Source organism: Kitasatospora sp. NPDC017646, assembly GCF_044329365.1.
In the GTDB taxonomy this organism is placed as follows: domain Bacteria; phylum Actinomycetota; class Actinomycetes; order Streptomycetales; family Streptomycetaceae; genus Kitasatospora.
Genome location: NZ_JBIRJC010000003.1, coordinates 325,617 through 351,973, shown reverse-complemented (window position 1 = coordinate 351,973; position 26,357 = coordinate 325,617). Strand labels below are relative to the sequence as shown.

The following is a 26,357-nucleotide window of genomic DNA, read 5'->3' as shown; positions in this document are numbered from 1 at the left end:
TGTGCGGCAATCAGAGCGGCAGTACGTAGATGAGCGTCACGTTGACCGCACTCAGCAGCACGTCGAGGACCAGCGCGGCGCCGACGATGCCCGGATCGCTCACCTCGACCCAGATCGGTGCCTCCACCGCGCTGGGGAGGACGTCGGGGAGCGCGTAGAGGAGCATCACCCAGCCGAGCGGGCTGCCCGGGCGGTGCGCGTGCAGCAGCATGCCCGCGGCTGCGGTCGGCAAGGCGTAGACCAGGATGGCGAGTTGGTCGCGAGGGTGGGAAGCGCCGGGTTCCCCCAGGTGGACGAGGACGTAGCAGATCCAGACTGTCGCGGCGACGAAGCAGACCGCGGTGGCGATCGTGGCGGCGGTCAGCTGGCGCTCAGCCCACGTACGGGGCGGAGGAGAGGTCACCGTGATCATGGCACCACCTCGATCTGGGCAGCGGGTGTTCCGCCGGTCGCGATGCGGTCCGCCGGCGCCCTGTCCCCCGGTGTTCCTGTTCGGTCCCAGTGTGGGCGGCCCGGCGTCCCGGACGCCTGGGGCAGCGGCCATGAATCCCGTGCGGGACCCTCGGCGGGCCTTCCCGGCGGCCCCGGAGGCGGCCCGCTTGCAGCCGTAGTCACGGGCCACGCTCACGGCCACGCTCACGGACCCGCCGTGCGGACGACCCCTGGGCATGTCACGGAGAGTCACGTGATCCGGCACCGCCCCAACGTGGTGATCATGGACCTCTCGCTGCCCGACGGCTCCGGACTGGAGGCGGTCCGTCGGCTCTGCGCCCGGGAGCAGCCGCCGCCGGTGCTGATGCTGACGATGTCGGACGACGACGGCAACCTGCTAGCCGCCCTCCAGGCGGGCGCCCGCGGCTACCTGGTCAAGGGCGCGGGCCGGGAGGAGGTGCTGCACGCGGTGCGTACGGTCGCCGCGGGCGGCGCGGTGTTCGGCGGAGAGGTGGCCGGGCGGATCGCCGCCCTGCTGGCCGGGGCGAAGATGCGCGAGGCGGGGCAGCTGTTCCCGGACCTCACCGCCCGTGAGGCCGAGGTACTGGACCTGGTCGCGCGCGGCTACGACAACCGGCGGATCGCCCGGGAACTGGTGGTCGCGGAGAAGACCGTCCGCAACCACGTCACCCACATCTTCGAGAAGCTGCACGTGGCGACCCGCGCCGAGGCGGTCGCCCGGGCCCGCGACATGGGTCTCGGCGACGGCTGAGCCGCCTTGGCGGCTGCCGCACCCGGTCCGGGGGACGTGGCTCGGGGGCGTGGTCCGGGGGAGCCGGTCCGCCGACCGGCACCCCCGGGGTCTTGCTGGCCCTGTCGGACCTACGGCTGCATCTCGTACGAGTCCGAGAGGGCCTCGACCCGGGCCCACACCTTCGCGGCGCGCTCGGCGTCCGCCACCGGGCGGCGCACGTTCGCCAGCGCCCACGCGGCCTGTTCCTCGGTGGTGGAGGCCTTGCCGTGCAGCTCGGTCGCGTGCGCGGAGAAGTCGCGGACCAGCGCGTCGAAGATCTGGTCCAGCACGTCCGCGTCCAGACCGGTCAGTTCGGCCTGCTCCAGCACCAGCTGGCCGTAGACGATCAGCGCGAACAGCTGGCCGATCTCCAGCAGGAAGTCCAGGTCCGCCTGCTGCTCCTTGCTCGGGGCGTGCTTGAGCAGCAACTCGCAGAAGCCGTCGGCCTGTTCGCGGAAGCGGGCGACGTTCGGCAGCTGTGCGTGCCGGTCGTAGGCCGCGCGCCAGTCGTGGAAGCGGATCGCACCGAGGCCGCGGGCCGGTCCCTGGCGGAACAGGAAGGCGTCGTCGGTGGCGTCCAGCCTGGTCGGCACCGGCGCGTAATCGGCGGGCGCGAACAGGTAGTTGCCCATGAACTTGAGGATCAGCGCCAGGTTGACGTGGACGGTGCCCTCCAGCTTCGGCAGGCCGCGGATGTCCTTGGCGGCCTTGTCGAAGTAGGTGTCCGCCTCGAAGCCCTTGGCCGCGATGACGTCCCACATCAGGTCGATGACCTTCTCGCCCTCGGTGGTGACCTTCATCTTGGTCATCGGGTTGAAGAGCAGGTAGCGGCGGTCCTCGGAGGAGGCGGTGCGGAAGTAGTCCACGGCCCGCGCGCTGAACAGCTTCATCGCCACCAGGCGGGCGTACGCGTCGGTCAACTCCCGCCGCACGTGCGGGAAGTCGGTGACCTTGCGGCCGTACAGCACCCGGTTGTGGGCGTGGGTGACGGCCTCGTACATCGCGTGCTCGCATATGCCGACCGAGGCGGTGCAGAGGTTGAACTTGCCGACGTTGACGGTGTTCAGCGCGGCGTCGAAGGCCGCCTGGCCGGTGTGCAGCACGTCCTCGGCCCGGACCGGGTAGTCCTCCAGGCGGAACTCGCTGACGTACATCTGGGCGTTCACCACGTTCTTGACCAGGTGGTACGCCTCGTGGCGGCTGTCGGCGGCGAAGAAGACGTAGCCCTCGGGGCCCTCGACGTCCGAGCGGCGGCCGAAGACCGAGACCAGGCCGGCCACGTTGCCGTTGCCGATGTAGTACTTGGGGCCGTTCGCGGTGAAGCCGCCCTCACCGTCCGGGGTGAGGATCATGTCGGTGGAGTAGATGTCGGCGCCGTGCGTGCGCTCGGACAGGCCGAAGGCCATCACGTGGCCCTCGGCGAGGAGCTTGGCGGCGCGAGCCCGGACGGCCTCGTTCTCGCTCTGCCACACCGGGCCCAGGCCCAGGATGGTGACCTGCCAGGTGTACCAGTAGCCGAGGCCGTAGAAGCCGAGGATCTCGTTCAGCTCGGCGATCCGCGCGGTGTCCCAGCGCTTGTCCGGGTCGGCGGCGGAGGGGGTCAGGAACTCCGCGAACAGCCCTTCCCGGGCTGCGAATTCGAGGAAGTCGGCGTACCAGGTGCGGTCGATGTAGGTGTCGATGAGCGCCTTCTTGCCGCGGGACTCGAACCAGTCGACGGTGGCGCGCAGCAGCCGGCGGGTCGGCTCGTCGAACTGGGCGGGGTCGTAGGTGCGCGGGTTGAAGAGCATCAGGGGCTCCCTGGGATCGAGGGTGGGGAACAGATGACGGAGTTCGGCGAACAGGAAACAGAGTTCAGCTAACAGATTTCAGATGACAGATTTCAGAGTTCGTCATCTGTCTTCCGCTCCCCGCCGCCCGCGAGTCGGCGCAGCGTGGCGAGCACGTCGTCCAGCCACGCGACATTCATCCGCTCGAACTCGATGCCGCCGCGCAGCACCACGTGCTGCAACTCCTGCTGGATGTCGAGCGCGGCGAGGGCGGGGAAGTCGCGCTGCTCGCCGTGCAGGTACCGGGCGAGCAGCGCCGCATGGCTCTCCCGGTGCCGCTCGACCTCGGAGATCAGCGCGACCAGCGCGGCCGGCTCGTCGAAGGCGGCGGCCCGGATCTTGACCGCCAGCTCGTGCCGTACGGTCTCCGGCTCGACCGGTTCGCGCAGCCAGTCGGCCAGCGCGGCCCGTCCGGGTCCGGCCGCCGAGTACACCTTCTTGTCGGGGCGGCCGTCCTGTGCGATCTCCTCGGCGGCGACCCAGCCGTCCGCCTCCATCCGCCGCAGCACCCGGTAGATCTGCTGGTGGGTGGCGGTCCAGAAGCGTCCGATGGAGCGGTCGAAGCGTCGGGCCAGTTCGTACCCGGAGCCGGGCTGCTCCAGCAGCGAGACGAGGATCGCGTGCTCCAGTGCCATGCCCGCATCCTGCTATGCAACGAGTTGCATAGGCAACGTTCCCTCAGCGTGTTGAGACGCAGGTCACCGCTGTGATCGGATGGTTATCTGCCAATTCGGACAATCAGGTGTAAAACCTTTGTGAAGGGCAGAATAGGTACGGGGCGCGCCCTTTTCCATGGTCCGAACCACAGGAGGTGGTACCGGTGGCAACCCACTTGCCGACGGGCATGGAGCACCACCCGGACATCGTCGAACTCCGGGAACACTACGAGCGGGTCACATCGACCCCCCGCGCCCAGGGCATCGAAGCCCTGGCCGTACTGGCCGGCCTCTTCCTGGCGGCATCGCCTTGGATCGTCGGCTTCACCGCGTTCAGCACACTGACCGTGACCTGCCTGATCGTGGGTCTGGCCTACACGGCCCTGATGGCCGGCTACGGGCCGGCCTACGAGCGCACCCACGCGAGGGCTTGGGCCGCCGCCGCGCTCGGTGTCTGGACGATCATCTCTCCCTGGGTCGTGTCGGGCTCCGTCGCGCACGGCAAGAACATCGTCACCTGCGTCATCGTCGGTGCGGTGATGTTCCTGCTCGGCCTCGCGGCGATCTCGATGGCGACGATCACTGCGAACGGAGCGTCGATGCGCCGCGGCCGGGTCGGCCGCGCCAAGGGCTGATCTTCCCCGCAGCCCGTGTCCGGGGCGCGGAGGGCACCTTTGCCCGCCGCGCCCCGGCGCGCGTCCGAGAACTCGTTCCGGCGGGTCGCAGGTTACGGGTGCGTCATCCGCAGCACGTCCAGCGCCCGGTCCAGCTGCTCCTCGGTGAGGTCCCCCCGCTCGACGTACCCGCGCTCCAGCACGACCTGACGGATCGTCTTCCGCTCCGCCAGCGACTGCTTGGCGACCTTCGCCGCCTCCTCGTACCCGATGTACCGGTTCAGCGGCGTCACCACCGACGGCGAGGACTCCGCGTACTCGCGGGCCCGTTCGACGTTCGCGGTGATGCCGTCCACCGTCCGGTCCGCCAGCAGGCGGGCGCTGTTCGCCAGCAGTCGCACCGACTCCAGCACGTTGCGGGCGATCACCGGGAGCATCACGTTCAGCTCGAAGTTGCCGCTCGCGCCGGCCAGGGTCACCGTCGCGTCGTTGCCCACCACCTGGGCGGCGACCATCAGCACCACCTCGGGCAGCACCGGGTTCACCTTGCCCGGCATGATGGACGAACCGGGCTGCAGGTCCGGCAGGTTGATCTCGCCCAGCCCGGTGCGCGGGCCGGAGCCCATCCACCGCAGGTCGTTCGCGATCTTCGTGAAGCCGACCGCCACCGTGCGCAGTTGGCCGCTCAGCTCGACCAGTGCGTCCCGTGCGCCCTGCGCCTCGAAGTGGTCGCGGGCCTCGGTCAGCGGCAGCCCGGTGGCGCGGGCCACCTCCTCGATGACGGCCGCCGGGAAGCCGGGCGGGGTGTTGATGCCGGTGCCCACCGCCGTTCCGCCGAGCGGCAGTTCGGCGACCCGCGGGAGCGTGGCCAGCAGCCGCTCCCGCCCGTGCCGCACCTGCGCCGCGTAGCCGCCGAACTCCTGGCCGAGGGTGACGGGCGTGGCGTCCATCAGGTGGGTGCGGCCCGACTTGACCACCTGCGCGAACTCGACGGACTTGCGCTCCAGCGACTCCGCCAGGTGCTCCAGGGCCGGGATCAGGTCGTGGGTGACGGCGGCGGTGGCGGCGATGTGGATCGAGGACGGGAACACGTCGTTGGACGACTGGCTCGCGTTCACCTGGTCGTTCGGGTGGACCGTCCGTCCCAGTCGCTCGGCGGCCAGGGTGGCGATCACCTCGTTGGCGTTCATGTTGGACGAGGTGCCCGAGCCGGTCTGGAAGACGTCCACCGGGAACTGGTCGTCCCAGCGGCCCTCCGCGACCTCCTCGGCCGCCGCCGCGATCGCACCGGCCGTCTCCTCGTCCAGGACCCCGAGGCGGGCGTTCACCCGCGCCGCGGCAGCCTTGATCCGGGCCAGCGCGGCGATGTGCGCGCGCTCCAGCCGCTGGCCCGACACCGGGAAGTTCTCCACCGCCCGCTGCGTCTGCGCCTGCCACTTCGCGGCGGCCGGCACCCGGACCTCACCCATCGAGTCGTGCTCGATCCGGTACTCCTGCGGCTTCTCCCGCTCGTCATCCATCGTGCGCTGCACCTCCTGTACGGGCCCGCTCGGCCCGGTCACGGGTCTTCCGATCACCACAGCCGCACACGGGCCCGGGGTATTTCCACTCGAGGCCGGCGATCTCCGATCCGGTGGACGGCCAGGTCCGGTGCGGTTTACGGCCGGGGGATCTCGGCGCGGACCAGCTCACCCGGCTCGGTGCCGGCCTGGGCGACCGAGGACCCGTCGGGCGCCCAGATCCCGGATCCGCCCGAGCTGTCCGGGAACACGCCGGTGGGTCCCGCGGAGGTGGACAGCACCACCCAGACCCCGTGCGCGGTGGCACGGTCCCGGCAGTGGCCGTCCCGGCGCTCGGCCTGCGCGGCACCCGGGCCGTACAGGGTGGAGGCGACGTAGGCGTCGATGCCGAGCGGGGCGGTCTCCTCGGCGTGCGCGGGGTCGGCGACGTCGGCGCAGACCGCGAGGCCGAGTCGCAGGCCGTCCAGCTCCAGCACGACGGGCTTCTCGCCCGCGGTGAAGCGGTCGGGCTCACCCTCGCCGTGCAGGCGCATCTTCCGGTAGACGACGTCGGCGCCCCCGCCGGTGACCGCCAGGGTGGCGATGGACTCCCGCCCGCCGACCTCCGCGACCGGCGCGCCGACCAGCGCCAGGGTGCCGGTGGCGGCGCAGGCCTCGACCAGCGGTGCGAGCCGCGGATCGGCCGGATCGACGGCGGGCGCGGCCAGGTCGTAGCCGGTCAGCGACAGCTCGGGGAACACCACCAGGCGGGTCCCCGCCGCCAGGACGGCCTCGGCGTGCCGCTCGACGTTGACGGCCAGGGTGTCCGGGCGGCCGCGGTCGGCACAGAGGGGCTGGGCGACGGTGACGGTCAGCGGCGCGGACGAGGGCACGGCGGGGCCTCCGGTCGGGTGGGAGTCGGTGGTCAAGATCAACCTATGCGGCCGCCGAGGAGCCCGGCAAGCGTCGGGGACCCGGTGCGGCCCCGCCGGCCGACCGCCCCCGCCGGGCGGTACGGACGGAGTGGACGGATCTCGGCCGTTCGACCCGTGATCACTCGAACGAGTGAGATATCGGCCGGATCGCTCCAAACGGTCGTACGGCACTTCGTACGCTCCTGACCGGGTCGGGTGGACACCGGCCGCCCTGGCGCCGCGGCCCGGCCCGGGGAACCGACGCAGGGGGGCGGACCGGATGACCACAGGACACGACGACAGCCGTACGAACGGCGCGACTGGCACGGACGGCGCGGACGGCGCGGACGGCGCGGACGGCGCGGACGGCGCGAACGACATGGACGGCGCGGTCGGCGCGCCGGACGGCCGGGGGAGCGGCCGCGACGCCGGACGCGGCCTGACCAGGCGGCAACTGCTCGGCGCCTCCGCGGCGCTCGGCGGTGCGGCCTGGCTGCTGCGCGGCACGATCGGCCCGGACAGCGCGGAGGCCGTCACGCCGGTACCGCCCGGCCTGCCCGCCGGCACCGAGCTCTACCAGCGGGTCTTCGAGAACTGGTCCGGCGAGGTCCGCACCGACCAGCTGTGGACCTGCGCGCCGCGCACCCCCGAGGAGGTGCCGGCACTCGCCGACTGGGCGCACGCCAACGGCTGGCGGCTGCGCGCCTCCGGCCACCGGCACACCTGGGCGCCGCTCACCGTCGCCAACGGGACCCCGGCCAGCGCCCGCGTCCTGATCGTGGACACCAGCCGGTACCTCACCGCCGTCGCCGCCGACTCGCCCACCACCGTCCGGGCGCAGACCGGCGCCGGTATGGAGGCGCTGCTCACCCACCTGGCCGACCGCGGCCTCGGCCTGACGGCCTGCCCGGCGCCCGGCGACCTCACCGTCGGCGGCGTGCTCGCCATCGGGGGCCACGGCACCGCCGCTCCGGCGCACGGCGAACTGCGCCCGGACGGGCACGGCTACGGCTCGGTCAGCAACCAGGTCGTGCGGCTCACCGCCGTCGTGCTCGACCCGGCCACCGGCCGCTACGCGTTGCGCACCTTCGACCGCGCCGAGGCCGACAGCGCCGCCTTCCTGGTGCACCTGGGCCGCGCCTTCCTCACCGAGGTCGTGCTGCGCGTCGGGGCCGACCGGCCGCTGCGCTGTGTCAGCCGACTGGACATCCCGGCGAGCGACCTGTTCGCCCGCCCCGGGACCGCCACGGGCGGCGGCGGGCTGCTCGGTGGACTGTTCGGCGGCGGCGACGGCCCGCGCACCCTCGCCGACTTCGTCGAGCGCGACGGCCGGGTCGAGGCGATCTGGTTCGCCTACACCGACTACCCGTGGCTCAAGACCTGGACCGTCAGCCCGACCAAACCGCTCGCTTCCCGGGCCGTCGACCAGCCCTACAACTACCCCTTCTCGGACAGCGTTCCGGAACCGGTCGCCCGGCTGGCCGGCCAAATCGTCTCCGGTGCCTGGGGATCGGCCCCCGTGTTCGGCCAACTCCAGTACCTCGTCGCGAAGGTGGCGCTCACCGGCGATCTCACCGACGTCCTGCTCTCCGGCGGACTGCTTCGCGAACTGCTCTCCGGTGACCTGATCACCCACCTGCTCGCCGGCGGCCTGCGCTCCGATCTCTGGGGCCCTTCGCGCACCCTGCTGCAGTACGTGCGGCCCACCACGCTGCGGGTCACCGCCAACGGGTACGCGGTCCTGACCAAGCGCGCCGACCTGCAGTGGGTGGTGAGCGAATTCGCGACCTACTACCGGCAGTTGCTCGCCGACTACCAGGCCCGGGGTGAGTTCCCGGTGAACGGCGCGGTGGAGATCCGGGTCACCGGCCTGGATGACCCGTCCTACCCCGGCGTCCCGGGCGCCCGGTCCCCGCTGCTGTCCGCTCTGCGACCGCGGGCGGACCGCCCGGAGTGGGACACCGCGGTCTGGCTCGACGTCCTGGCCTTCCCCGGCACGCCCGGACTGGAGCGCTTCGCCCGGGACTTGGAGCAGTGGCTGCTGCGTACCTTCGACGGCACCCGGGCCGGCACGCGGGTCGAGTGGTCCAAGGGCTGGGCCTACACCGCCGACGCGGCCTGGTCCGACCAGGACCTGATCGGCCGGGTCATTCCCGACAGCCTGCGCGCCGGCGGCGGGCCCGGCTGGGACGAGGCGATCGCTGTCCTTGACCGCTACGATCCGCACCGGGTGTTCGGGAACGCGTTCCTGGACGTGCTGCTGAAGTAGCCCGCCTCGGGACGGGTGACGGCGGCGAACAGATGGCAGCGAACAGATGATGAAATCTGTTCGCTGCCATCTGTTCGCTGCTCGCTGGCCGGCCGCCGGCGCCCGTCAGATGTGCTCCATCACGATCACGGCCAGGGTGTCCGACGCCAGCGCGCGGAAGACGTGCGGGGCGTCGCCCGGGTAGCTGATGTAGTCGCCCGGGCCGAGCTCGACCGGTGCGTCGCTCGGGCCGACCAGGGCTCGGCCCGAGCCGATCATCACGTGCTCGACGGTGCCGGGCATGTGCGGGTCGGAGGCCCGGGTCTCGCCCGGCTGGGCCTCGATCCGGTAGATGTCGCGCCGGGCGTTCGGCGGGCAGGAGGAGAGCACCGTGGCCGCGTAGTTGGCCTGCTCGGAGTGGGTCACCGGGCCCTCCCCGGCCCGCAGCACCTTGACGGTCGGGCGCGGCGGATCGACCAGCCGGCTGAACGGCACGTTCAGCGCCACCCCGAGCGCCCAGAGCGTCTCCACACTGGGGTTGCCGGCGCCCGACTCCAGCTGTGAGAGCGTCGACTTGGCGATGCCGGCGCGTCGGGCCAGCTCGGTCATCGACAGTCCACCGCGTTCGCGTTCGCGCCGGATGGACGCGGCGATCTGGCCGATCAGCTCCGCGCCGGAGCCGTTGGCGCCCTCGGGCCGGGCGGTCCGGTCACTCATGCTCGCCACTCACTCTTTCCCCAGGCTCCTTCGGTCGGCCTTTCCACTGCTGGTGCCGTTCATGCTGCCACGGCGGGGCTCGCACGGCGGCAGTGCGAACATCGTTCGCTGTGTCGGTCCCTCTGTTCGACTTGATGAACTATGCCCTCGGGTTCACTCTGGTGGACATGCGTTCGCTACTTCGAACACTGGAACACGCCACCCTTCGCGACATCGCCCTGGTCTGCCTCGCCGATGCGCTGGTCGGCGCCTCCTTCGGTGCGATCGGCGTGTCCGGCGGCCTGCCGCTGTGGGTGCCGATCACCCTCTCCCTCCTGGTGTTCGCGGGCGGCTCGCAGTTCGCGGCTGTCGGCGTGGTGCTGTCCGGCGGAGGCGCGCTCGCGGCCGTCGCCACCGGGTTGGTGCTCAATGCCCGGTTGCTGCCCTTCGGGTTCGCGGTCGCCGACGTGCTCCAAGGTCCATGGTGGCGGCGGCTGTTGGGGGCGCAGCTGCTCACGGACGAGAGTGCGGCCTTCGTACTGCGGCAGCACGAACCCCGGCGGCGCCGGGCGGCGTTCTGGATCTGCGGGGTCTCGCTGTTCGTGGTCTGGAACATCGCGGTGCTGCTCGGGGGCCTCGCGGGCGGGCTGATCGGTGACACCGACGTGCTCGGCCTGGACGCGGCCTTCCCGGCGGTGCTGCTCGCCCTCGTGCTGCCCTCGCTCAGGGATCGCGGGACCCGTACGGCGGCGCTCGCGGGTGCGGCGGTGGCCGTCGCAGTCACGCCGTTCGTCCCGGCCGGGCTGCCCGTGCTGTTCGCTCTGGCCGGGCTGCTGTTCGCCGGACGACCGGGAGCGTCGTCGCCGGAAGAGGAAGCGGGGAAGCCGGCCGAGCCGGAGGCCGTCACGGCTGTGAAGGAGGAGGTCCGATGATGCCGCTGTATGCCGTACTGCTGCTGGCCGCCGGGACGTACGCCTACCGTGTGGCCGGGCCGCTGCTCGGCCACCGGCTCGCGCTCTCGGAACGGTTGCGGCATCTGCTGGCCGTCGCGGCGGCCGTGCTGCTGGTCGCGCTGGTGGCCACCGGCGCGCTGACCCAGGGGCACGGCTTCGCCGGGTGGGCCCGCCCGGCGGGCGTCCTGGTCGCGGGGGTGCTCGCCTGGCGTCGGGCGCCGTTCCCGGCAGTGGTCATCGCCGGTGCGGCGACCGCGGCGGTGCTGAGGCTGTGTGGAGTGGGGTGAGTGGCGGCGGACGGACGACCCGCCGGGAGGCGAACGGCGGGCAAGTGTCAGCGGACAGATGGCAGATAACGGATAACAGATAACGGATGACAGATTCTGAAATCTGTCATCCGTCGTCCGTCATCTGTCCGCCGTCACCCGTTCTCGGCCAGCCGCTCCGCCTGCACCTCGGGCCGCTTGCTGTCCCACAGCATTTCCCACACCTTGAACACGCAGTGGTAGTCGCGCATGCTGCCCTGCGAGATCAGCAGGTAGCTGTCCCCGTCCCGGAGGAGCGTCTGCCGCCGGCTGCTCATCGGATGGTCCGGCGTGTAGGTCGGGACGATCTTGCGCAGCTCCGCGACGGCTTCCTCGCGGGTGCCCTCGACCTCTCCCAGCACCTTGCTGCCCCAGGTCCGGTCCTTGCCGATGCCCACCGTCTCCTCGACGACCAAGGCCCAACGTGCCATGCCCCGCCTCCCCGTTTCCGTTCCGGTTGTTCCGCCACCGCGTCGTGCTCCCGCGTGGCACTACCGCATACTCCTACGCCACCAGGGGTTTGAAGAAGATGGTGGTCGACTGCAAGGTGCCCGTCGAGTCGGCCGCGTAGTCCGGCACCGTACCGGCCCGGCTCCAGCCCGCTGCCTCGTACATCCGCTCGGCAGGGCTGCCCGTCTCGGTGTCCAGCACCAGCAGCCGGATCCCCGACGCCACCGCCCGTTCCTCCAGCGCCGCCAGCAGCCGCCCGGCCAGCCGGTGCCCGCGGTCCGCCGGGTGCACCATCAGCTTGGCCACCTCTCCCCGGTGCCGACCGTTCGCCGTCGCCGCCGGCCGCAGCTGCACCGTTCCGGCGAGCCGCCCGTCGCCCGCCGCCCGCCGCCCGGGCCGTCCACACCACCAGCCGCCTGGCCGCGACCTCCGGGACGAGGGCCCGCCACCACGCCGAGGACTCCTCCGGCGCCAGCGGGGCCAGGAATCCGACCGAGGCGCCGCCGTTGACGGTTTCCGCCAGCAGGACGGCGAACTCCGCCACGGAAGCGTCCAGCTCCTCGGCCGTCAGCTCCTCGACCACGTAGGCCGCGTCCTCGACCAGGGAGGCCGTGCTGGACATGTCGCCTTCCTCACTCGCTCCCGTCGGCCCGAGGCCAGGCGGGTTGCGGAATACTCGCCGGTGTCCCGCCGAGACTACAAGGAGCTTCAATGTCGAAGCCGACCCGGATCGACCCGTCCGACCTGCTCGCGGTCGGCGACCTCCTCTCCGACGAGGAGCGGCTGATCCGCGACACCGTCCGCCGGTTCACCGAGGAGCGGATCCGTCCGCACATCGGCGACTGGTTCGAGCGCGGCGTCTTCCCTGCCCGCGAGCTCGCCCCCGAACTCGGCGCCCTCGGCGTGCTCGGCATGCACCTCGACGGCTACGGCTGCGCGGGCGCCGGCGCCGTGGCCTACGGGGTGGCCTGCATGGAGCTGGAGGCGGCCGACTCCGGGCTGCGCAGCTTCGTCTCCGTCCAGGGTTCGCTCGCGATGCGCTCGATCCACGCCTTCGGCTCGGAGGAGCAGAAGCAGCGCTGGCTGCCCGGCATGGCGGCCGGCGAGCTGATCGGCTGCTTCGGCCTGACCGAGCCCGACTTCGGCTCGGACCCGGCGAACATGCGCACCCGGGCGGTCCAGAAGGGCGGCAAGGGCGGCGACTGGGTGCTGTCCGGCAGCAAGATGTGGATCACCAACGGCAGCATCTCCGACGTCGCCGTGGTCTGGGCGCAGACCGAGGAGGGCGTGCGCGGCTTCCTGGTCGAGCGCGGCACCCGCGGACTGACCGCGACCGACGTGCACGGCAAGCTCTCCCTGCGCGCCTCCGTCACCAGTGAGTTGGCCTTCGACGAGGTGGTGCTGCCCGCCGACGCCGTACTGCCCGGCGTCACCGGTCTGCGCGGCCCGCTCTCCTCCCTCAACGAGGCGCGCTACGGCATCCTCTGGGGCACCGTCGGCGCCGCCCGCGACTGCTACACCGCCGCCCTCGACTACGCCAGGACCCGGATCCAGTTCGACCGCCCGATCGCAGGCTTCCAGCTCACCCAGCAGAAGCTGGTCGAGATGATGCTGGAGGTCGAGAAGGCCTACCTGGTGGCGCTGCGGATCGGCCGGCTCAAGGAGCAGGGTGAGGCCCGCGCACCACACATCAGCTTCGGCAAGCTCAACAACGTCCGCGCCGCGCTGGAGATCGCCCGCAGCGCCCGGACCGTGCTCGGGGCCAACGGCATCACCACCGAGTACCCGGTGCTGCGGCACGCCAACAACCTGGAGTCGGTGCTCACCTACGAGGGCACCAGCGAGATCCACACCCTCGTCCTCGGCGAGGCCATCACCGGCGAGTCGGCCTACCGCTGAGGGATCGGCCTGGTCCCGGCCCGGGACCGCCCGGTGCGGGCCCGGCACCGCCCGGTACCGTCCCGGCGCCGGGCGTGGCGCCGGACCGGGACCGGCCCGGTCAAAACCGGTGGCCGGGCCCGTCGCGGCCCGGCTACCGTCCCTGCCATGACCAGCCAGTCCGTCCAGCCACCGCCCCCGAGCACCACCCTCTGGCGCCCCACCGGCCCGCAGGAGCTGGCCCTGGTCGAGGCCGCCGACTGGCGCGCCTGGCCGCCCCGGCTGCCCGAGCAGCCGATCTTCTATCCCGTCCTCAACGAGGACTACGCGATCCGGATCGCCCGCGACTGGAACGTGCCCGCCTCCGGCGTCGGCTACGTCACCCGCTTCGAGGTGGAGACGGAGTTCCTCGCCCGCTACCCCGTGCAGCGGTCGGGCGGCCGGATGATCCTCGAACTCTGGGTTCCGGCCGAGGAGTTGGCCGAGTTCAACCGGCACATCGTCGGCCGCATCGAGGTCGTCCACGCGTTCCGGCCGGAGCGGTGAGCGCCGTGGACGCACCCGTACTGCTCACCTCTGCCCAGTCGACCAGCACCACCGTCCTGCTCACGGCGGCAGCCGCCCGCCGCGGCCTGGCCACCGCCGTGCTGACCGGCCCGGACACGGTCGAGGAACTCGCCGGGCGGCCCGTCCACTGGTACGGCGGGCCGCTCGCCGCCGCCCGGATCGCCGCGCCGCTCGGCCTCGCCCTGCTCGAACCAGAAGACGACTGGCTCGCCCGTCTGCCCCAGGAGTTCACCCGCCGCCGGATCGAACTCACCACCCTCGCCGAGGCCTGGACGCTGCGCCACCCGGCCTTCGTCAAGCCGCCCGCGGACAAGTCGGTCCCGCCGGCGGTCTACCCGGACGGCTCCCGGCTGCCCCGCACCGGCGAGCGGATCGGCCCGGACACCCCCGTCCTGGTCAGCGAGCCGGTGACCTTCGCCGCCGAGTACCGGCTGTTCCTGCGCGACGGCGAGGTGCTCACCGGCAGCCGCTACGCCCGCTTCGGCCGGCTCGACCCGGCGCCGCTGACACCGGCCGCCACCGCCTTCGCCCGCCGCCTGCTCGACGCCGTCGGGGACACCCTGCCCAGCGCCGTCGCCCTGGACGTCGGACCGGTCGCCGACCCGTATGACCCGGCCGAGCACTGGGCCGTGGTCGAGGCCAACCTGCCCTGGTTCGCGCACTGCTACGCCGCCGACCCGGACCGGGTCCTGGACGTGGTGCTGTGCGCTGCCGGCCCGGCCGCCCAACTCGCCGGGCCCGACCGGCGCTTCGTCCGGACGGTCCGTACGATCGGCTGACGACGGGCGGGTACCCGCGACCGGTCCGCCTCCCGACACCTCACGGACACCCGCCGTTCGACGGCCGGACGCCGAACGGTACGGCGGGCCGTGAAGCATGGCGCGGTCGGCGGCGCCCTCGGCGGGCGCGGCCGGGTGTGCACGATCGAAAGGAAGCCCCACCATGTCCGCAGCCCAGTGGCCCCGCCCCCGCGTCCTCGTCGTCGGGATCGACGGAGTGCGCCACGACTACCTGGCGCAGGTGCCGATGCCGCGCCTCCAGGAGGTCGCCGAGGCCGGGTTCCTGGTGCCGGTCACCGTCGCGGACACCACGCCCACCATGTCCGGGCCCTGCTGGGCCACCATCGTGACCGGCGTCGAGCCCGCCAAGCACGGTGTCTGGGGCAACCACCTGGGCGGCAACCGGCTGGACGTCTTCCCCGACTTCGCCACCCGCCTCAACCGCGGCGACCGCCGCCGCACCTTCGTCGCGGCCGGCTGGGACCCGCTGATGATCAACGAGTCCGGCGGGCCGCTCTTCCGCGCTCCCGGCCGGCTCTCCTACGTGGCCCCGGCCGAGGACACCCCGGAGGCCTGGGAGACCGTCGACGAGGAGATCACCCGGGAGGCCGTCCACGTCCTCGGCACCGCCGACCCGGAGGCCTCCTTCGTCTACCTCGGTGCCGTGGACGAGACCGCCCACTTCCTCGGCTGCGGAGAGGAGTACCGCGCCGCCATGCGCACCGCCGACGAGCGCCTCGGCCGACTGCTCGACGCGGTCCGCGGCCGGGCGACCCACGGCGAGGAGCAGTGGACCGTCATCGTGGTCACCGACCACGGGCACGTCGACGCCGGCGGCCACGGCGGCCGCACGGTCGAGGAGCGGACCGCCTGGGTCGCCTGCGCCGGCCACGACATCCCGGCCGGCCCGCCCACCGGCGAGATCCGCCACCCCGACGTCGCCGCCCAGGTGTACGCCTCGCTGCTGCGCCCGATCGACCCGCACTGGACCCTCGACGGCCGCCCCTTCCCGGTCGCCCGTCCGGTGCCCGCGGCCGTCTGACACACGCCCGGTCGCTCCCGCCGCCCCGCCGATGCCCCGGGTGCAGCAGGCCGGGCTGCGGCGGAGCCCCGGTTGGGTCAGGCTCGATCGGGGCTCGGAGCGGACTCGACAACGGCGTGTCAGCCCGGGCGCCGGAACGGCACTTACTTCGGGGACCGGGTTCGCGGACGTACGCCTGAAGGTGGAGACGGTACCCCGTGGGTCGGATGCGAGATCGGGACCTCGCGGTGACGCTGCGGCAGGGCGGCCCGGGCCAGGATGGTTACACCCGGCCGGGGGAGCGCTCCGCCCGGGCGGGCCGCGGAAGGCCGCGGAGGGACCGGCAACGGACGCATCGACGGACGCATCGGCAACGGACACGGAGAGGGCAGCCAGGCATGAAGGGCATCGTGAGCAAGGTCGCGCTGGGAGTCGCGGGTACCGGCATGGCCGTCGCCGTGGCAGCCGTGGCAATCGGCCCGCGGGTGTCCGAGTGGTACGACGGGCGCCACCAGGAGCAGGCCTCGTACGACAGCGGCTCGCAGGCCAAGGCCGGGCGCCGCTCGATGCCGACCTGGTTGCCCGACGACGCCTCCTCGGTGAAGTACCTGATGTCCACCACGGGCGACGACCGGCTGCTGCGGGCCACGCTTCCCGAGGGGCGGCTGCCCGCCGGCTGCAGCACCGGACTGCCGGGCCGGGGCCCGCACCCGGTGCCGGTCTCGCTCAAGGCCGGCTGGTTCCCGGAAGGCATCGCGGCCAAGGCCACCGGCACCTGCGGGCACTACAATGTGACGCTCACCGGCAACCAGCTCTACGCGTGGCAGGACGGCGCGGCGCTGCAGGCGGCCCTGCGGGCCGAGCACGTCGCCAAGCACTGAGGGTGCTGTTTCGGGCGCTGACCGCCGATCAGCCGTCCTGACCAGGGAACGAGCGGCCCGCCTGGCACCGGAAGGTGCGGGCGGGCCTTCGTCGTGCGCGTGCTGTGGATCGGCCGGTGGGCGGATCCGTCCCGGTGAGCCCCTGCCGTCGTCCGCCCCCACCGGGCTGCGATAGGAGGGATCGCGAACGAACACCACGTCACCGCGTCCGTGAGGAGTCCCATGCCCGGTCCGACCGTCGGCCCCGCCGACGACACGCCGACCGTCTCTGCCCCGACCGCCTCTGCCCCGACCACCGATCCGAGTACCGTCCTGGCAGCGGCCGCCGGCCCGACCGGCCCCGGACGGGCCACGATCGCGGTCCTCGGCGGCCTCACCGCGCTCGGCCCGCTCACCACGGACCTCTACCTTCCCGGCCTGCCTGCGATCGCCGACGACCTGGGCGCCCAACCGGCGGCCGTCCAGCTCACCCTGACCTTCTCGATGTTCGGGGTCGCGGCCGGGCAACTGCTCTTCGGGCCGCTCAGCGACCGCTTCGGGCGCCGCCCGCCGCTGCTCGCGGGACTGGCCGTCTACACCCTGTCCAGCCTGGTGTGCGTGCTCGCGCCGAACCTCCCGGTGCTGATCGCGGCCCGGTTCGTCCAGGGCGCCGCCGGGTCGGCGGGACTGGTCATCGGACGCGCCGTCGCCCGGGACCGCTTCCAGGGCGTCGCGATGCTGCGCTTCCTCGCCTCGATCGCGCTGATATCCGGCCTGGCGCCGATCCTCGCCCCGGTCATCGGGGCGCAGCTGCTGCGGTTCACCTCCTGGCGCGGCACTTTCGGGGCGCTCACGGCGCTCGGACTGCTGCTTGCGCTGGCCGCGTTCGGAGCGCTGCGCGAGACGCTGCCGCCGCAGGCCCGGAACGGCGGCGGGGTGGGCGCTGCGCTGCGCACGATCGGGCGGCTGCTGCGCCACCTGCCCTTCCTGGGACTGGCGTTGACCAGTTCGCTGGCGTTCGGCGCGCTGTTCGGGTACATCAGCGGGTCGTCGACGGTGCTGCAGCACGTGTACCAGGTCTCGCCGCAGACCTACAGCCTGCTGTTCGGGCTGAACTCGGTGTCCATCGTGGTGATGACCCAGCTGAACGGGCGGTTGCTGGCACCGCGCTTCGCGGCGCGGTCGCTGATGCTGGCCGGGCTCGGGGTGGCGGTCGCGGCCGGGGTGGCGCTGGTGCTGCTGACGACGGTGTGGGACTTCGGGCTGGCCGGGTTCTGCCCGCCGCTGTTCGTGCTGATGGGCAGCCTCGGTGTGGTGCTGCCCAACACGGCGGCGCAGGCGCTGAGCCTGGTGGAGCCGCAGACGGCCGGGACGGCCTCGGCGCTGCTGGGGACGGGCAACTTCCTGTGCGGCGCGGTGGTGGCGCCGCTGAGCAGCCTGGGTGGACGGCCGTCGGCGGTGCTGCTGGCGGAGGTGGTGCTGGGCTGCGGGGTGCTGGCGCTGACGGCGTACGTGGCGCTGTGCCGACCGGGGCGGCTCCTGGGAGGCGGCGGCTGACGCCTGCCAGCCGACACCCGTCACCGGATACCGGGTACCGGACGCCTGATAGCCGGCAAGCCTGGCACCTGGCACCTGGCACCTGGCACCTGACGACAAACGGATGACAGCTGACAGAAGTTGAAATCTGTCAGCTGTCATCTGTTCGCTGTCAGCCCTCGCCCGTCACCGCCGTCAGGCGATCGAGAAGTCGTCCCCGTACACGCTGCCCTGCCCGTACCATCCGTGCAGGTACACCGTGACGGTGCCCGAGGCGCCGGTGGTGAAGGGCACGGACAGTCGGGCCCAGCCCGAGGAGTTGGTCCAGGTGCTGGCGGTGGCGCCGCCGCTGACGCCCAGGTAGGCGTAGTTGCCCTGCACCCAACCGCTCAGCGTGTAGCTGGTGTTGGGCTTCAGCGTGACGGTCTGGCTGCACTCGCCGGTCTGGCTCGCGGAGGCCGCGGCCTGCAGCGCGTACGAGCCGGAGTGGACCGGCGTGGACACCGCGCTGCCGCCGCTCTGGCAGGTCCACGGGGCCAGGCTGCCGGTCTCCAGGCCGCCGTTGACCAGGCCGGTCGACGGGGCGGTGCCGGTGACGGTCAGCGAGTAGGTCGCGGTGTGGGTGCCGGAGGGCGCGGTGGCCGTCACCGTCAGCGGGTAGGTCCCCGCCGCGGCGGCCGAGGTGGTGGCCACGTTCAGGGTGGCGCTGCCGCCGGCGGTGACGCTGCCGGGGGTGACGGTGGCGGTGACCCCGGCCGGGGCGCCGCTGACCGAGAGGCTGACGCTCTGCGCCGAACCCGCCGTGACCGCTGTCGCGATCGCCGCAGATGCCGACGAACCGGCTTCCACCGTACCGGAGTTCGGATTCACTGCGACCGAGAAGTCGTTGGTCACCGTCGAGCCGCTGGTGAACGGCGCGAAGATGTGGGTGAAGTCCCAGGTGTTCTGGTTGATGCCGGAGCAGGAGTCGTCCCCGCCCTTGCCCGCGCAGTTGCCGTTGTCGCGCTGGAGTGCCCAGAAGGACAGCGTGTTGATGCCCTTCGAGACCGCCCACTTGTACACGGTGCCGGCATTGGCCACGGTGAAGGTCTCGGCCGCGCCGAAGTCGTCGATACCGAGCATCTCGGTGATCCCGATCGAGCCCCACAGCTGGGTCGGGGTCTTGGACGGGTAGAGCCTGGCCAGCTGGTTGTACAGGCCCTGCGCAGAGGTCTGGGTGTCGGCCGCCATGTCGTGGGCGGCGTTGTCGTAGTAGTCGAAGGTCATCATGTTGACGACGTCGATCCGCGCGTTGTTGCTGACCGCGTTGCGCAGCACCGCGAGGCCGCTGTCGGCCAGTCCGCTGGTGGTGGTCGGCAGCGTGTAGGAGAACTGGACGGTGCGCCCGTTGGCGGCGGCCCAGTCCTGCACGGCCTTGATCGCCTTGTTGCGGCGGTCGATGCCGGCCGTGTTGGTCAGCGAGTTGTCCTCGATGTCCAGGTCGATCCGGCTGATGTCGTAGGTGGTGATCAGGTTCTCGTAGGCGGCGGCGATCTGGTTGACGTCGGTGCAGCTGTCCGCCAGTTCGGTGCCGGTGTTGTCGGCGGTGTAGCCACCGAAGGAGGGAATCACGTCCCCCCCGTTGGTGCGGATGGCGGCGATGTCGGCGCCGAATGTCGAGGAGGCGACCGGCTTGGAGGTGTCGCCGTTCCAGTACGGGGTGCAGGACCCCTTGGTGGCGGCCTGGAGGAAGGCCATCGTCAGGTACTTGGCGCCGGACTGGGCGGCCAGGGTGGCGGGGCTCTGGCCGGTCCAGGACTCGAAGTAGGGCGCGAAGACCCGGGTGGGGAGCGGGGTGGCGGCTTGGGCGGGGCCCGTCCCGGCGGCGACCAGACCGGCCGAGGCGGCCAGCGTGGCGCAGGCCGTCAACGCGGCCTGGAGGGTTCTGCGAAGACGCATGGATTCTCCAACAGACTCGGTGGGGCAGGACGTTGGGGAGGTGCGGGGCGGTCCGGGGCGCCGGCGGCCGTGTGGGGTCGGCCGCGGGCCCTGGTCCGGAGTGTTCGGTGCGGACGCAGGGGCGTGCGGAACCCACCGACTCGCGTGGAGGCGGGCGACGGTGCGAACGTGCGCACGCCGTACGGAGCGGGGGTGGTGCGGAGCAGGGCAGGGCGGTGCCTCAGCCGCCGGTGGTCACACCCCCACAGTGCATCCCGGTCGGATCGACATGCTTATGTTTGGACTAGACCACTGGTCTGTCAAGAGACCTAACTGTTCGTCAGCATGCGGCCCCGGTCGCCGAAGGGAAGTGATCGATGGCGGGGCGCGGCGGGATCCGCGCGCGGTGGGGAAGCTGTGTGGGCGTCGTGCGGGCGCCGTGCGGAGCTGTGGCGCAGCGGGGCGTCAGGCGGGGCGGCAGCTCGGGTCGCCGGGCGGTCTCGCCGATTCCCGCCGTCGCTCGTACGGGAGTTCGGTGACCCGTCGCGGCAGACGCCGATGGCCGCGCACCCGGCGGACGGGGCGCGGCCACGGCTGCCCGGAGCTCAGGACGCCGGGCGGTTCGGGGGCTGGCGCAGGGTGTCAGCGCTGCGGCGGGCAGAGGGTGGCGCGAAGCGCGTCGTTGATCTTCGCGGAGGTGTCCGGACCGAAGCCCTGGGGGTGGTCGGGTGAGGTGAAGTGCTGATCGGCGAGTTCGACCAGCTTCGCCTTGTCCTTGGGGAACTGGTACATCGCCTGGCACTGCTTGCGGGCTTGCTCCACCGCCTGGTCGGGCTTGCCGCCGACGATCGCCGGGTCGATCGCGTTCAGTGCGGCCACCACCTTGCCGGTCAGGTCGGCGTCCGGCTTGGCTGGCAGTCCGGCGTCGGCGGGCGGCGCGGGCTTGGCCGGGGCCGACCCGTCCGCGCCGGGGGCTGAGGGGTCGGTCGGCGCGGCCGTGGCGGGTGCGGTGGGTGCCGAAGCGGTCGAGCCGGCCGTGGCGGTGCCGGCCGGCGTGGCGGCGGCGACGGTGGCGGAGCCGGCCGCGGCGGTGGCCTTGTCCGGGCCTGAGCCCGAACCGGAGCTGGAGCAGGCAGCGAGGCTCACCGCGGCGAGTGCCGTGAGGGAGGCGGCGAGGAGACGAGTGCGCATGGCGCCACCCTGTCATGTTCGCGGCGCAGAAGGGAAGGTCTCCTCCGGCGGGCGCGACGCCCCGGGCGAGCCTCGGACGCATCTCGGCGCACCTCGGACGTACGTCGGAGGTACCGCGGAGGTACCGCGGACGTGCGAACGGCGGCCGCGGAGGAATCCCCCCGCGCCGCCGTCCGCTGCCTCCGTAGCCTGGTCGGCCGTCAGGCGAGCCCGTTGGCCTTCAGCCAGTCCTTGGCCACCGTCGACGGGTCCTCCTTGTCGACCGAGACGCGCTTCATCAGCCCCGTCAGCCCGGCCGTGTCGAGCTTGGCCGACACCGCGTTGAGCGCCGCCGTGGCGGTGGCGTCCACGCCCGCCTTGTTGATCAACGGGGTGATGTTCTGGGCGCCGAAGACGTTCCTCGGGTCGGTCAGCGGGACGAGCTTGTACTGGACGATCTTGGGGTCCGTGGTGAACACGTTGCCGACCTGGACGCCGCCGTCCTTGAGCGCGTTCGCGGTGGTGTCGGCGGTGGGCTTCCACTCCTTGAAGGTCAGCCCGTAGACGTCCTTGAACTGCTGCTCACGGCGGCTCTTGAACTCCGGCGGCCCGCCGATGGTGAACTCGCCGGCCTTGGCGGCCAGATCGGAGATGCTCTTGAGGTTGTACTTGTCGGCGGTCTCCTGGGTGACGCTGAGCGAGTCCTTGTCCTCGGCGGGGGAGGAGTCGAGGAGCGCCAGCGAGGAGGGCAGCGCCTTGGTCAGCGCCGCGTTCACGTCCTGGGTGGTGACGGCGGTGTTCTTGGCGTCCAGGTAGGCGAGCAGCGCACCGTTGTACTCGGGCAGGACGGTCAGGTTGCCGCTCTGCAGCTGCCCGTACAGCACCTCGCGGCTGCCGATGTTGAACTTCTCCTCGACCTTCACGCCCTTGGCCCTGAGCGCCTGCGAGTAGATCGAGCCGAGTAGGACGTTCTCCGGGAAGTTCGCCGAGCCGACGACCACCGTCCCGCCGGAGCCGCCTCCGGTGGCGGCGGAACCGGCCCCGGAGGCCGCGGCGCTCGATCCGCCGCCGAGCGGGTCGCTGCTGCTCGCGGACGAGCTGCAGGCGGTGGCGCCCAGGGCGAGCGCGGCGAGGGTGCCGAGGAGGACGGCGCGCCTGCTTCTCTTGATTGTCGACATGGTGACAGTTGTCCTTCCGGAGCGGATGGGAGAGGAGGGGCCTCAGCGGGCCCGGCGCTGGGCGCGCACCCCGGCCGGGAGCGCGAACCGGGCGAGCAGGGCGAAGAACAGCTGGGCGCCGACCGCGAGCAGCACCACCAGCAGCGCACCGCCCACGGTCACCGCGTACTGCCGGGTGGCCAGCCCGTCGATGACGTAGCGGCCGAGGCCGCCCAGCCCGACGTACGCCGCCACCGTGGCGGTCGCGATCACCTGGACGGTCGCGGTGCGGAAGCCCGCCAGCAGGGTCGGCGCGGCGGAGGGCAGGCAGACCTGGAGGAGCACCTGCGGGTGGGTCAGCCCGGTCCCGCGCGCCGCGTCCCGGACGTCCGGGTCGGTCCCGCGCACCCCCTCGACGGCCGCCACCAGCAGCGGCGGCGCCGCCAGCGCGACCAGTGGGAACAGCACGGCGGTGTCGCCCACCCCGGCGAGCAGCACCGCGAGGGTCACCAGGCCGAGGGTCGGCAGGGCGCGGGCGGCGCCGGCGAGCGCGGTGACCACGGTGACGCCGCGCCCGGTGTAGCCGATCAGCAGCCCGAGCGGGACGGCGAGCAGCGCCGCGTAGAACAGGGCCTCGCCGGAGAGCATCAGGTGCTCGGAGACCCGGTTCAGGATCGAGTCCGGGCCGCTGCGGCGGTCCGGGGCGGAGAAGAAGTCGCTCAGCCAGTTCAGCCAGTTCACGAGCCCGCTCCCTGCTCCCGGACCGCCCACGGCGCGAGCAGCCGACGCGCGGTCACCAGCAGCAGGTCGACGGCCAGCGCCAGGACGGCGATCAGTGCGATCCCGGCCACGATCGGGGTCGGGAAGGTGCGCTGGAAGCCGTCGACGAACAGGTAGCCGAGCCCGCCGCGCCCGACCAGCGCGCCGACGCTGGCCAGCGAGATGCTGGACACCGCGGCGACCCGCAGCCCGGCGATCAGGTACGGCACGGCGGCGGGCAGTTCGACGGCGGTCAGCCGGTGCCACGGCCCGTAACCCATCGCGGTGGCGGCCTGCCGGACGGAGTCCGGGACGGCGCGCAGCCCGTCCACGGTGGTCGGCAGCAGGACGGCCAGGGCGTAGAAGGTGAGCGGGATCATCACCGTCGCCTGGGTGGCGAGCCCGGTGTACGGGATCAGCACCACGAAGACGGCCAGCGAGGGCAGCGCGTAGACGATGTTGAAGACGGCGGACAGCGGCTGGTACAGCCGGGGGAAGCGGGCGCAGGCCAGGCCGAGCGGGACGGCCAGCAGCAGGCCGATGAGCACCGGGACCAGGGCGATCACGGCGTGGTCGGCGAGCAGGTTGCCGAGGTAACCGAGATGGTCGCCGATCCAGTACCAGCGGACGATCGGTTCATCGTCCACCGTCGGCTCCGTCCGCCGCGTCCGCTGCCTCTACTGCCTCTACTGCCTCTACTGGACCCGGCTCGTCGATACTGACGGGCTCGTCCACGCGGACGGCCTCGTCTGCGCGGACAGCCTTGTCCACGCCGACGGTCGTGTCCGCGCCGACGGTCGTGTCCGCGCCGACGGGCCCGCCGTCCACCGGTGTGAGCGCGGCGAGGACGGCTTCGCGGCTCGCGGTGCCGATCGCCCGGCCGTCGGCGTCCAGCGCGACCGCGATACCGGAGGGGGAGAGCACAACGGCGTCCAGGGCTGCGCGCAGGGTGTCCGTGTCCGGGCGGTATCCGGCCGACGGCTGGAGTGCGGCGGTGCCGGCGCTGCGGTCGATCCAGCCGATCGGGTGGCGCTCGTCGTCCAGGGCCAATTCCCAGTGGCCGCTGTGGAGGCCGTCGCCGATCGGGCGCAGCTCGATGGCCGTCGCGGGCCGCAGGCCCAGGCCGCGCAGGCCCCGGTCGCGGCCGAGGAAGGCGGCCACGCCGTCGTCGGCGGGGGAGGTCAGCAGGGTGTGCGGGTCGGCCAGCTGGGCGATCCGGCCGTGCTCGCGCAGCACCACGACCTGGTCTCCGAGTCGGACGGCCTCCTCGATGTCGTGGGTGACGAACAGCACCGTCTTGTGCAGTTCGGACTGGAGCCGTAGCAGTTCCTCCTGGAGCCCGGCCCGCACCACCGGGTCGACGGCGCTGAAGGGTTCGTCCATCAGCAGCACTGGCGGGTCGGCGGCCAGCGCCCGGGCCACGCCGACCCGCTGCTGCTGGCCGCCGGACAACTGGAACGGGTAGCGCTTGGCGGTCCCGGGCGCGAGCCCGACCAGTTCGAGCAGTTCGGCGGCCCGGGCACGGGCCTTCTTGCGGTCCCAGCCGAGCAGGTACGGGACAGTGGCGATGTTGTCGATCACCTTGCGGTGCGGGAAGAGCCCGGCCTGCTGGATCACGTACCCGATGCCGCGGCGGAGCTTGGCGGGCTCCAGCTTCGCGACGTCGGTGTCGTCCAGGAGTACTCGGCCCGAGGTCGGCTCGACCATCCGGTTGACCATGCGCAGCAGGGTGGTCTTGCCGCAGCCGGACGGCCCTACCAGGACGGTTATCCGACCGGTCGGGACCTCCAGGTCCAGGCCCTCGACCGCGACGGTGCCGTCGGGGTGGCGCTTGCCGGCGCCCTCGAATCTGATCACGGAGTGTTTCCTCGTCAGGGCGCCCCGGCGAGGCGGCGCCTGTGTCTGTCGGTCGTTCGGCTCGTTCGGCTGGTCGGCTCGTGTCGCTCGTGTCGCTCGTGTCGGTTGACGGCGGTTGCACCGCCCGGGCGTTCTTCCGCCCGCGTGGCTGCCCAGCTTCGGACCGGCGGAAACTCTGATCAGACTATGACCTGCATCATCTCCTGTCCCTGATTTACGGCCCGGCACGCGGTGTGACTCCAACTCAGCCATCGGAGGGACGCTAGCGGGTCGGCAGACCCGCCGCCGCCCAGCCGACGAATCCGCCGTCCAGGTCGGTCGCCCGGTGCAGTCCCAGTTCGCGCAGCGACGCTGCGGCCAGGCTGGAGGCGTAGCCCTCGGAGCAGAGCACGATCACCTCGATGTCGTAGCCCGTGGCCTCGGCGACGCGGTGACTGCCCGTCGGGTCGAGCCGCCACTCCAGGACGTTGCGTTCGATGATCAGCGAGCCGGGGATCTCGCCCTCGGCCGCCCGCTGAGCCGCCGGACGGATGTCCACCAGCAGCGCGCCGTCCAGCTGGGCCTGGTACGCCTCCCGGGCGCGCGGCCGGTGGACGCCCTCGCGGGCCCGCTCCACCAGGTCTTCGATCGTGGTCACCACTGCTCCGGTCCTTCCTCCGAGGTGCGGACGAGCCCGCCGGCCCGCAGGTCGTAGTGCGTCATCGAGCTGAGCGGGGGCGAGTAGGCGTGCAGGGTGACGGCCGGCCCGGAGGCGGTGTTGCGCACGTCGTGCACGTACTCCGGGCCGAAGGCGCGGGCGGTTCCGGCCGGGACTCGGCGGATCAGCAGGCCCTGGTCCGGGCCGCCGAGGGACAGCTCCTCCAACTCGCCGAGGGCGACGGTGAACGCGCCGCGCGAGCCGCCGTGGTCGTGGAAGCCGGTCGACTGGCCGGGCAGCCAGCTGATCAGCCAGACCTCGTGGTCCTCCTCGGCCACCAGCCGCTGGTACCAGCGTTCGTCGGTGGAGAGCCGGACCAGGTGGATCCACTGGTCGGGCTGCTCGGCCAGCTCGCGGACGACGGTTCGCAGGGCCTTCGGGGTGAGCGGGGCGTTAGGGGTGGGCGGGGCGTGAGGGGTGGGCGGGGCGTGAGGGGTGAGTCGGGCGTTCGAGGTGTGCGGCGGGGTCTCGGAGACGAGGTCCAGGCTCATGAGGCGTCCTCGGGTGCGGCGGGAACGTCGGCAGGGATGTGCCCGGGACCGGTGGCGTGGCTGCGGGGCGGCCGGTCACGGCACGCACGGACGCCGTCGGGCGGGCGGGGCTCAGAACTGCGGGTGCGGGTGCGCGGTACGGGCCCTGGCAGGGGTCACAGGGCGGGACCGGCGGAGTGCGGCCAGGTCAACAGGCACAGATGGAACTCGCCTGGCGTCGCAGATCGACGTGCAGGCGGCAAACCAGAGTGGTGCCGGAGTCCATGCACCGGATCCTTT

General features: G+C 72.4%; 27 protein-coding genes and 1 pseudogene. 11 read left to right on the top strand and 17 right to left on the bottom strand.

The annotated features are described in order from the left end of the window. Nucleotides 1-10: 10 nt before the first annotated feature. Complete coding sequence (locus ACH4J0_RS07240; RefSeq protein WP_396237099.1) at nucleotides 11-412, bottom strand: hypothetical protein; 402 nt, start codon at nucleotides 410-412, stop codon at nucleotides 11-13. Between the two features lie 273 nt (nucleotides 413-685). Here ACH4J0_RS07240 and ACH4J0_RS07235 point away from each other — a divergent pair, with 273 nt between their 5' ends. Next, entirely contained in the window at nucleotides 686-1,204 is a 519-nt protein-coding gene (locus ACH4J0_RS07235) for a LuxR C-terminal-related transcriptional regulator (RefSeq protein ID WP_396237097.1), read from the top strand. Between the two features lie 110 nt (nucleotides 1,205-1,314). On the opposite strand, the gene ACH4J0_RS07230 is transcribed toward ACH4J0_RS07235, so the two are convergent. Further along, nucleotides 1,315-3,015, bottom strand: a complete 1,701-nt coding sequence (locus ACH4J0_RS07230; RefSeq protein ID WP_396237095.1) for an acyl-CoA dehydrogenase family protein — start codon at nucleotides 3,013-3,015, stop codon at nucleotides 1,315-1,317. 92 nt (nucleotides 3,016-3,107) lie between these two features. Further along, on the bottom strand, nucleotides 3,108-3,689 hold the full coding sequence (locus ACH4J0_RS07225) for a PadR family transcriptional regulator (protein WP_396237093.1): 582 nt from the start codon (nucleotides 3,687-3,689) through the stop codon (nucleotides 3,108-3,110). A 185-nt stretch (nucleotides 3,690-3,874) separates the two neighbouring features. On the opposite strand from ACH4J0_RS07225, the gene ACH4J0_RS07220 reads away from it, so the two are divergent. Further along, a complete protein-coding gene (locus ACH4J0_RS07220) occupies nucleotides 3,875-4,345 on the top strand; it encodes an SPW repeat protein (protein WP_396237091.1) in 471 nt (156 codons plus the stop codon). Nucleotides 4,346-4,437: 92 nt separating this feature from the next. On the opposite strand, the gene ACH4J0_RS07215 is transcribed toward ACH4J0_RS07220, so the two are convergent. Together ACH4J0_RS07215 and ACH4J0_RS07210 are read right to left on the bottom strand one after the other, a co-directional pair. Beyond that, nucleotides 4,438-5,844, bottom strand: coding sequence for a class II fumarate hydratase (locus ACH4J0_RS07215; protein WP_396237089.1), 1,407 nt, complete (start codon nucleotides 5,842-5,844; stop codon nucleotides 4,438-4,440). A 137-nt stretch (nucleotides 5,845-5,981) separates the two neighbouring features. Beyond that, nucleotides 5,982-6,752, bottom strand: coding sequence for a carbon-nitrogen hydrolase family protein (locus ACH4J0_RS07210; RefSeq protein WP_396237087.1), 771 nt, complete (start codon nucleotides 6,750-6,752; stop codon nucleotides 5,982-5,984). A 265-nt stretch (nucleotides 6,753-7,017) separates the two neighbouring features. Here ACH4J0_RS07210 and ACH4J0_RS07205 point away from each other — a divergent pair, with 265 nt between their 5' ends. After that, the gene (locus ACH4J0_RS07205) at nucleotides 7,018-9,006 is read left to right on the top strand and encodes a cholesterol oxidase substrate-binding domain-containing protein (RefSeq protein WP_396237083.1); all 1,989 of its coding nucleotides are present in this window, start codon (nucleotides 7,018-7,020) and stop codon (nucleotides 9,004-9,006) included. 105 nt (nucleotides 9,007-9,111) lie between these two features. On the opposite strand, the gene ACH4J0_RS07200 is transcribed toward ACH4J0_RS07205, so the two are convergent. Then, nucleotides 9,112-9,702, bottom strand: a complete 591-nt coding sequence (locus ACH4J0_RS07200; RefSeq protein WP_396237081.1) for a helix-turn-helix domain-containing protein — start codon at nucleotides 9,700-9,702, stop codon at nucleotides 9,112-9,114. A gap of 167 nt (nucleotides 9,703-9,869) precedes the next feature. On the opposite strand from ACH4J0_RS07200, the gene ACH4J0_RS07195 reads away from it, so the two are divergent. Beyond that, complete coding sequence (locus ACH4J0_RS07195) at nucleotides 9,870-10,613, top strand: AzlC family ABC transporter permease (protein ID WP_396237079.1); 744 nt, start codon at nucleotides 9,870-9,872, stop codon at nucleotides 10,611-10,613. After that, complete coding sequence (locus ACH4J0_RS07190; protein ID WP_396237485.1) at nucleotides 10,613-10,921, top strand: AzlD domain-containing protein; 309 nt, start codon at nucleotides 10,613-10,615, stop codon at nucleotides 10,919-10,921. The genes ACH4J0_RS07195 and ACH4J0_RS07190 overlap by 1 nt, the downstream gene beginning before the upstream one ends. Before the next feature lie 134 nt (nucleotides 10,922-11,055). On the opposite strand, the gene ACH4J0_RS07185 is transcribed toward ACH4J0_RS07190, so the two are convergent. Beyond that, nucleotides 11,056-11,370 (bottom strand): hypothetical protein, encoded by a 315-nt coding sequence (locus tag ACH4J0_RS07185; protein ID WP_396237077.1) that lies wholly within the window; start codon nucleotides 11,368-11,370, stop codon nucleotides 11,056-11,058. A gap of 73 nt (nucleotides 11,371-11,443) precedes the next feature. After that, nucleotides 11,444-11,752 (bottom strand): annotated as a pseudogene (locus tag ACH4J0_RS07180) (GNAT family N-acetyltransferase); the annotation flags it as partial. 348 nt (nucleotides 11,753-12,100) lie between these two features. Between ACH4J0_RS07180 and ACH4J0_RS07175 the strand changes: the two are divergent. The 6 genes from ACH4J0_RS07175 (at nucleotide 12,101) to ACH4J0_RS07150 (ending at nucleotide 18,051) form a co-directional block, all read left to right on the top strand. Next, the gene (locus ACH4J0_RS07175) at nucleotides 12,101-13,288 is read left to right on the top strand and encodes an acyl-CoA dehydrogenase family protein (protein WP_396237075.1); all 1,188 of its coding nucleotides are present in this window, start codon (nucleotides 12,101-12,103) and stop codon (nucleotides 13,286-13,288) included. Between the two features lie 147 nt (nucleotides 13,289-13,435). Further along, the gene (locus ACH4J0_RS07170; protein WP_396237073.1) at nucleotides 13,436-13,813 is read left to right on the top strand and encodes an ADP-ribosylation/crystallin J1; all 378 of its coding nucleotides are present in this window, start codon (nucleotides 13,436-13,438) and stop codon (nucleotides 13,811-13,813) included. Nucleotides 13,814-13,818: 5 nt separating this feature from the next. Then, nucleotides 13,819-14,613 (top strand): ATP-grasp domain-containing protein, encoded by a 795-nt coding sequence (locus tag ACH4J0_RS07165; RefSeq protein ID WP_396237071.1) that lies wholly within the window; start codon nucleotides 13,819-13,821, stop codon nucleotides 14,611-14,613. 163 nt (nucleotides 14,614-14,776) lie between these two features. After that, the gene (locus ACH4J0_RS07160) at nucleotides 14,777-15,655 is read left to right on the top strand and encodes an alkaline phosphatase family protein (protein ID WP_396237069.1); all 879 of its coding nucleotides are present in this window, start codon (nucleotides 14,777-14,779) and stop codon (nucleotides 15,653-15,655) included. Between the two features lie 377 nt (nucleotides 15,656-16,032). Continuing rightward, nucleotides 16,033-16,515 (top strand): hypothetical protein, encoded by a 483-nt coding sequence (locus tag ACH4J0_RS07155; protein WP_396237067.1) that lies wholly within the window; start codon nucleotides 16,033-16,035, stop codon nucleotides 16,513-16,515. Between the two features lie 222 nt (nucleotides 16,516-16,737). Further along, nucleotides 16,738-18,051 (top strand): multidrug effflux MFS transporter, encoded by a 1,314-nt coding sequence (locus ACH4J0_RS07150; protein ID WP_396237065.1) that lies wholly within the window; start codon nucleotides 16,738-16,740, stop codon nucleotides 18,049-18,051. A gap of 174 nt (nucleotides 18,052-18,225) precedes the next feature. On the opposite strand, the gene ACH4J0_RS07145 is transcribed toward ACH4J0_RS07150, so the two are convergent. From ACH4J0_RS07145 to ACH4J0_RS07105, 9 genes are all read right to left on the bottom strand, one after another. Continuing rightward, on the bottom strand, nucleotides 18,226-19,968 hold the full coding sequence (locus tag ACH4J0_RS07145; RefSeq protein WP_396237063.1) for a glycosyl hydrolase family 18 protein: 1,743 nt from the start codon (nucleotides 19,966-19,968) through the stop codon (nucleotides 18,226-18,228). 621 nt (nucleotides 19,969-20,589) lie between these two features. Then, nucleotides 20,590-21,138, bottom strand: a complete 549-nt coding sequence (locus ACH4J0_RS07140; RefSeq protein WP_396237061.1) for a hypothetical protein — start codon at nucleotides 21,136-21,138, stop codon at nucleotides 20,590-20,592. A 200-nt stretch (nucleotides 21,139-21,338) separates the two neighbouring features. Next, nucleotides 21,339-22,295: an ABC transporter substrate-binding protein gene (locus ACH4J0_RS07135; protein WP_396237059.1), complete on the bottom strand. Its 957-nt coding sequence runs from the start codon at nucleotides 22,293-22,295 to the stop codon at nucleotides 21,339-21,341. Between the two features lie 42 nt (nucleotides 22,296-22,337). After that, nucleotides 22,338-23,015 carry an ABC transporter permease gene (locus tag ACH4J0_RS07130; RefSeq protein WP_396237057.1) on the bottom strand — a complete coding sequence of 226 codons (678 nt, stop codon included), beginning with the start codon at nucleotides 23,013-23,015 and terminating at the stop codon, nucleotides 22,338-22,340. Next, a complete protein-coding gene (locus ACH4J0_RS07125; RefSeq protein ID WP_396237055.1) occupies nucleotides 23,012-23,680 on the bottom strand; it encodes an ABC transporter permease in 669 nt (222 codons plus the stop codon). Before ACH4J0_RS07125 ends, ACH4J0_RS07130 begins: the two co-directional genes overlap by 4 nt. Then, a complete protein-coding gene (locus tag ACH4J0_RS07120; protein ID WP_396237053.1) occupies nucleotides 23,670-24,890 on the bottom strand; it encodes an ABC transporter ATP-binding protein in 1,221 nt (406 codons plus the stop codon). Before ACH4J0_RS07120 ends, ACH4J0_RS07125 begins: the two co-directional genes overlap by 11 nt. A 262-nt stretch (nucleotides 24,891-25,152) precedes the next feature. Beyond that, nucleotides 25,153-25,530 (bottom strand): rhodanese-like domain-containing protein, encoded by a 378-nt coding sequence (locus ACH4J0_RS07115; protein WP_396237051.1) that lies wholly within the window; start codon nucleotides 25,528-25,530, stop codon nucleotides 25,153-25,155. Then, nucleotides 25,524-26,078 carry a cysteine dioxygenase gene (locus ACH4J0_RS07110; RefSeq protein WP_396237049.1) on the bottom strand — a complete coding sequence of 185 codons (555 nt, stop codon included), beginning with the start codon at nucleotides 26,076-26,078 and terminating at the stop codon, nucleotides 25,524-25,526. Before ACH4J0_RS07110 ends, ACH4J0_RS07115 begins: the two co-directional genes overlap by 7 nt. A gap of 187 nt (nucleotides 26,079-26,265) precedes the next feature. Then, nucleotides 26,266-26,343: a putative leader peptide gene (locus ACH4J0_RS07105; protein ID WP_101948289.1), complete on the bottom strand. Its 78-nt coding sequence runs from the start codon at nucleotides 26,341-26,343 to the stop codon at nucleotides 26,266-26,268. Between the last annotated feature and the right edge of the window lie 14 nt (nucleotides 26,344-26,357).

Excerpts from the sequence above, each read along its gene's own strand:
- ACH4J0_RS07150 (WP_396237065.1), top strand. The coding sequence starts at position 16,738 with ATGCCCGGTCCGACCGTCGGCCCCGCCGACGACACGCCGACCGTCTCT.
- ACH4J0_RS07155 (WP_396237067.1), top strand. The coding sequence starts at position 16,033 with ATGAAGGGCATCGTGAGCAAGGTCGCGCTGGGAGTCGCGGGTACCGGC.
- ACH4J0_RS07205 (WP_396237083.1), top strand. The coding sequence starts at position 7,018 with ATGACCACAGGACACGACGACAGCCGTACGAACGGCGCGACTGGCACG.
- ACH4J0_RS07145 (WP_396237063.1), bottom strand. The coding sequence starts at position 19,968 with ATGCGTCTTCGCAGAACCCTCCAGGCCGCGTTGACGGCCTGCGCCACG.
- ACH4J0_RS07140 (WP_396237061.1), bottom strand. The coding sequence starts at position 21,138 with ATGCGCACTCGTCTCCTCGCCGCCTCCCTCACGGCACTCGCCGCGGTG.
- ACH4J0_RS07160 (WP_396237069.1), top strand. The coding sequence starts at position 14,777 with ATGTCCGCAGCCCAGTGGCCCCGCCCCCGCGTCCTCGTCGTCGGGATC.
- ACH4J0_RS07215 (WP_396237089.1), bottom strand. The coding sequence starts at position 5,844 with ATGGATGACGAGCGGGAGAAGCCGCAGGAGTACCGGATCGAGCACGAC.
- ACH4J0_RS07225 (WP_396237093.1), bottom strand. The coding sequence starts at position 3,689 with ATGGCACTGGAGCACGCGATCCTCGTCTCGCTGCTGGAGCAGCCCGGC.
- ACH4J0_RS07175 (WP_396237075.1), top strand. The coding sequence starts at position 12,101 with ATGTCGAAGCCGACCCGGATCGACCCGTCCGACCTGCTCGCGGTCGGC.
- ACH4J0_RS07195 (WP_396237079.1), top strand. The coding sequence starts at position 9,870 with ATGCGTTCGCTACTTCGAACACTGGAACACGCCACCCTTCGCGACATC.
- ACH4J0_RS07200 (WP_396237081.1), bottom strand. The coding sequence starts at position 9,702 with ATGAGTGACCGGACCGCCCGGCCCGAGGGCGCCAACGGCTCCGGCGCG.
- ACH4J0_RS07230 (WP_396237095.1), bottom strand. The coding sequence starts at position 3,015 with ATGCTCTTCAACCCGCGCACCTACGACCCCGCCCAGTTCGACGAGCCG.
- ACH4J0_RS07105 (WP_101948289.1), bottom strand. The coding sequence starts at position 26,343 with ATGGACTCCGGCACCACTCTGGTTTGCCGCCTGCACGTCGATCTGCGA.
- ACH4J0_RS07190 (WP_396237485.1), top strand. The coding sequence starts at position 10,613 with ATGCCGCTGTATGCCGTACTGCTGCTGGCCGCCGGGACGTACGCCTAC.
- ACH4J0_RS07185 (WP_396237077.1), bottom strand. The coding sequence starts at position 11,370 with ATGGCACGTTGGGCCTTGGTCGTCGAGGAGACGGTGGGCATCGGCAAG.
- ACH4J0_RS07110 (WP_396237049.1), bottom strand. The coding sequence starts at position 26,078 with ATGAGCCTGGACCTCGTCTCCGAGACCCCGCCGCACACCTCGAACGCC.
- ACH4J0_RS07240 (WP_396237099.1), bottom strand. The coding sequence starts at position 412 with ATGATCACGGTGACCTCTCCTCCGCCCCGTACGTGGGCTGAGCGCCAG.
- ACH4J0_RS07135 (WP_396237059.1), bottom strand. The coding sequence starts at position 22,295 with ATGTCGACAATCAAGAGAAGCAGGCGCGCCGTCCTCCTCGGCACCCTC.
- ACH4J0_RS07170 (WP_396237073.1), top strand. The coding sequence starts at position 13,436 with ATGACCAGCCAGTCCGTCCAGCCACCGCCCCCGAGCACCACCCTCTGG.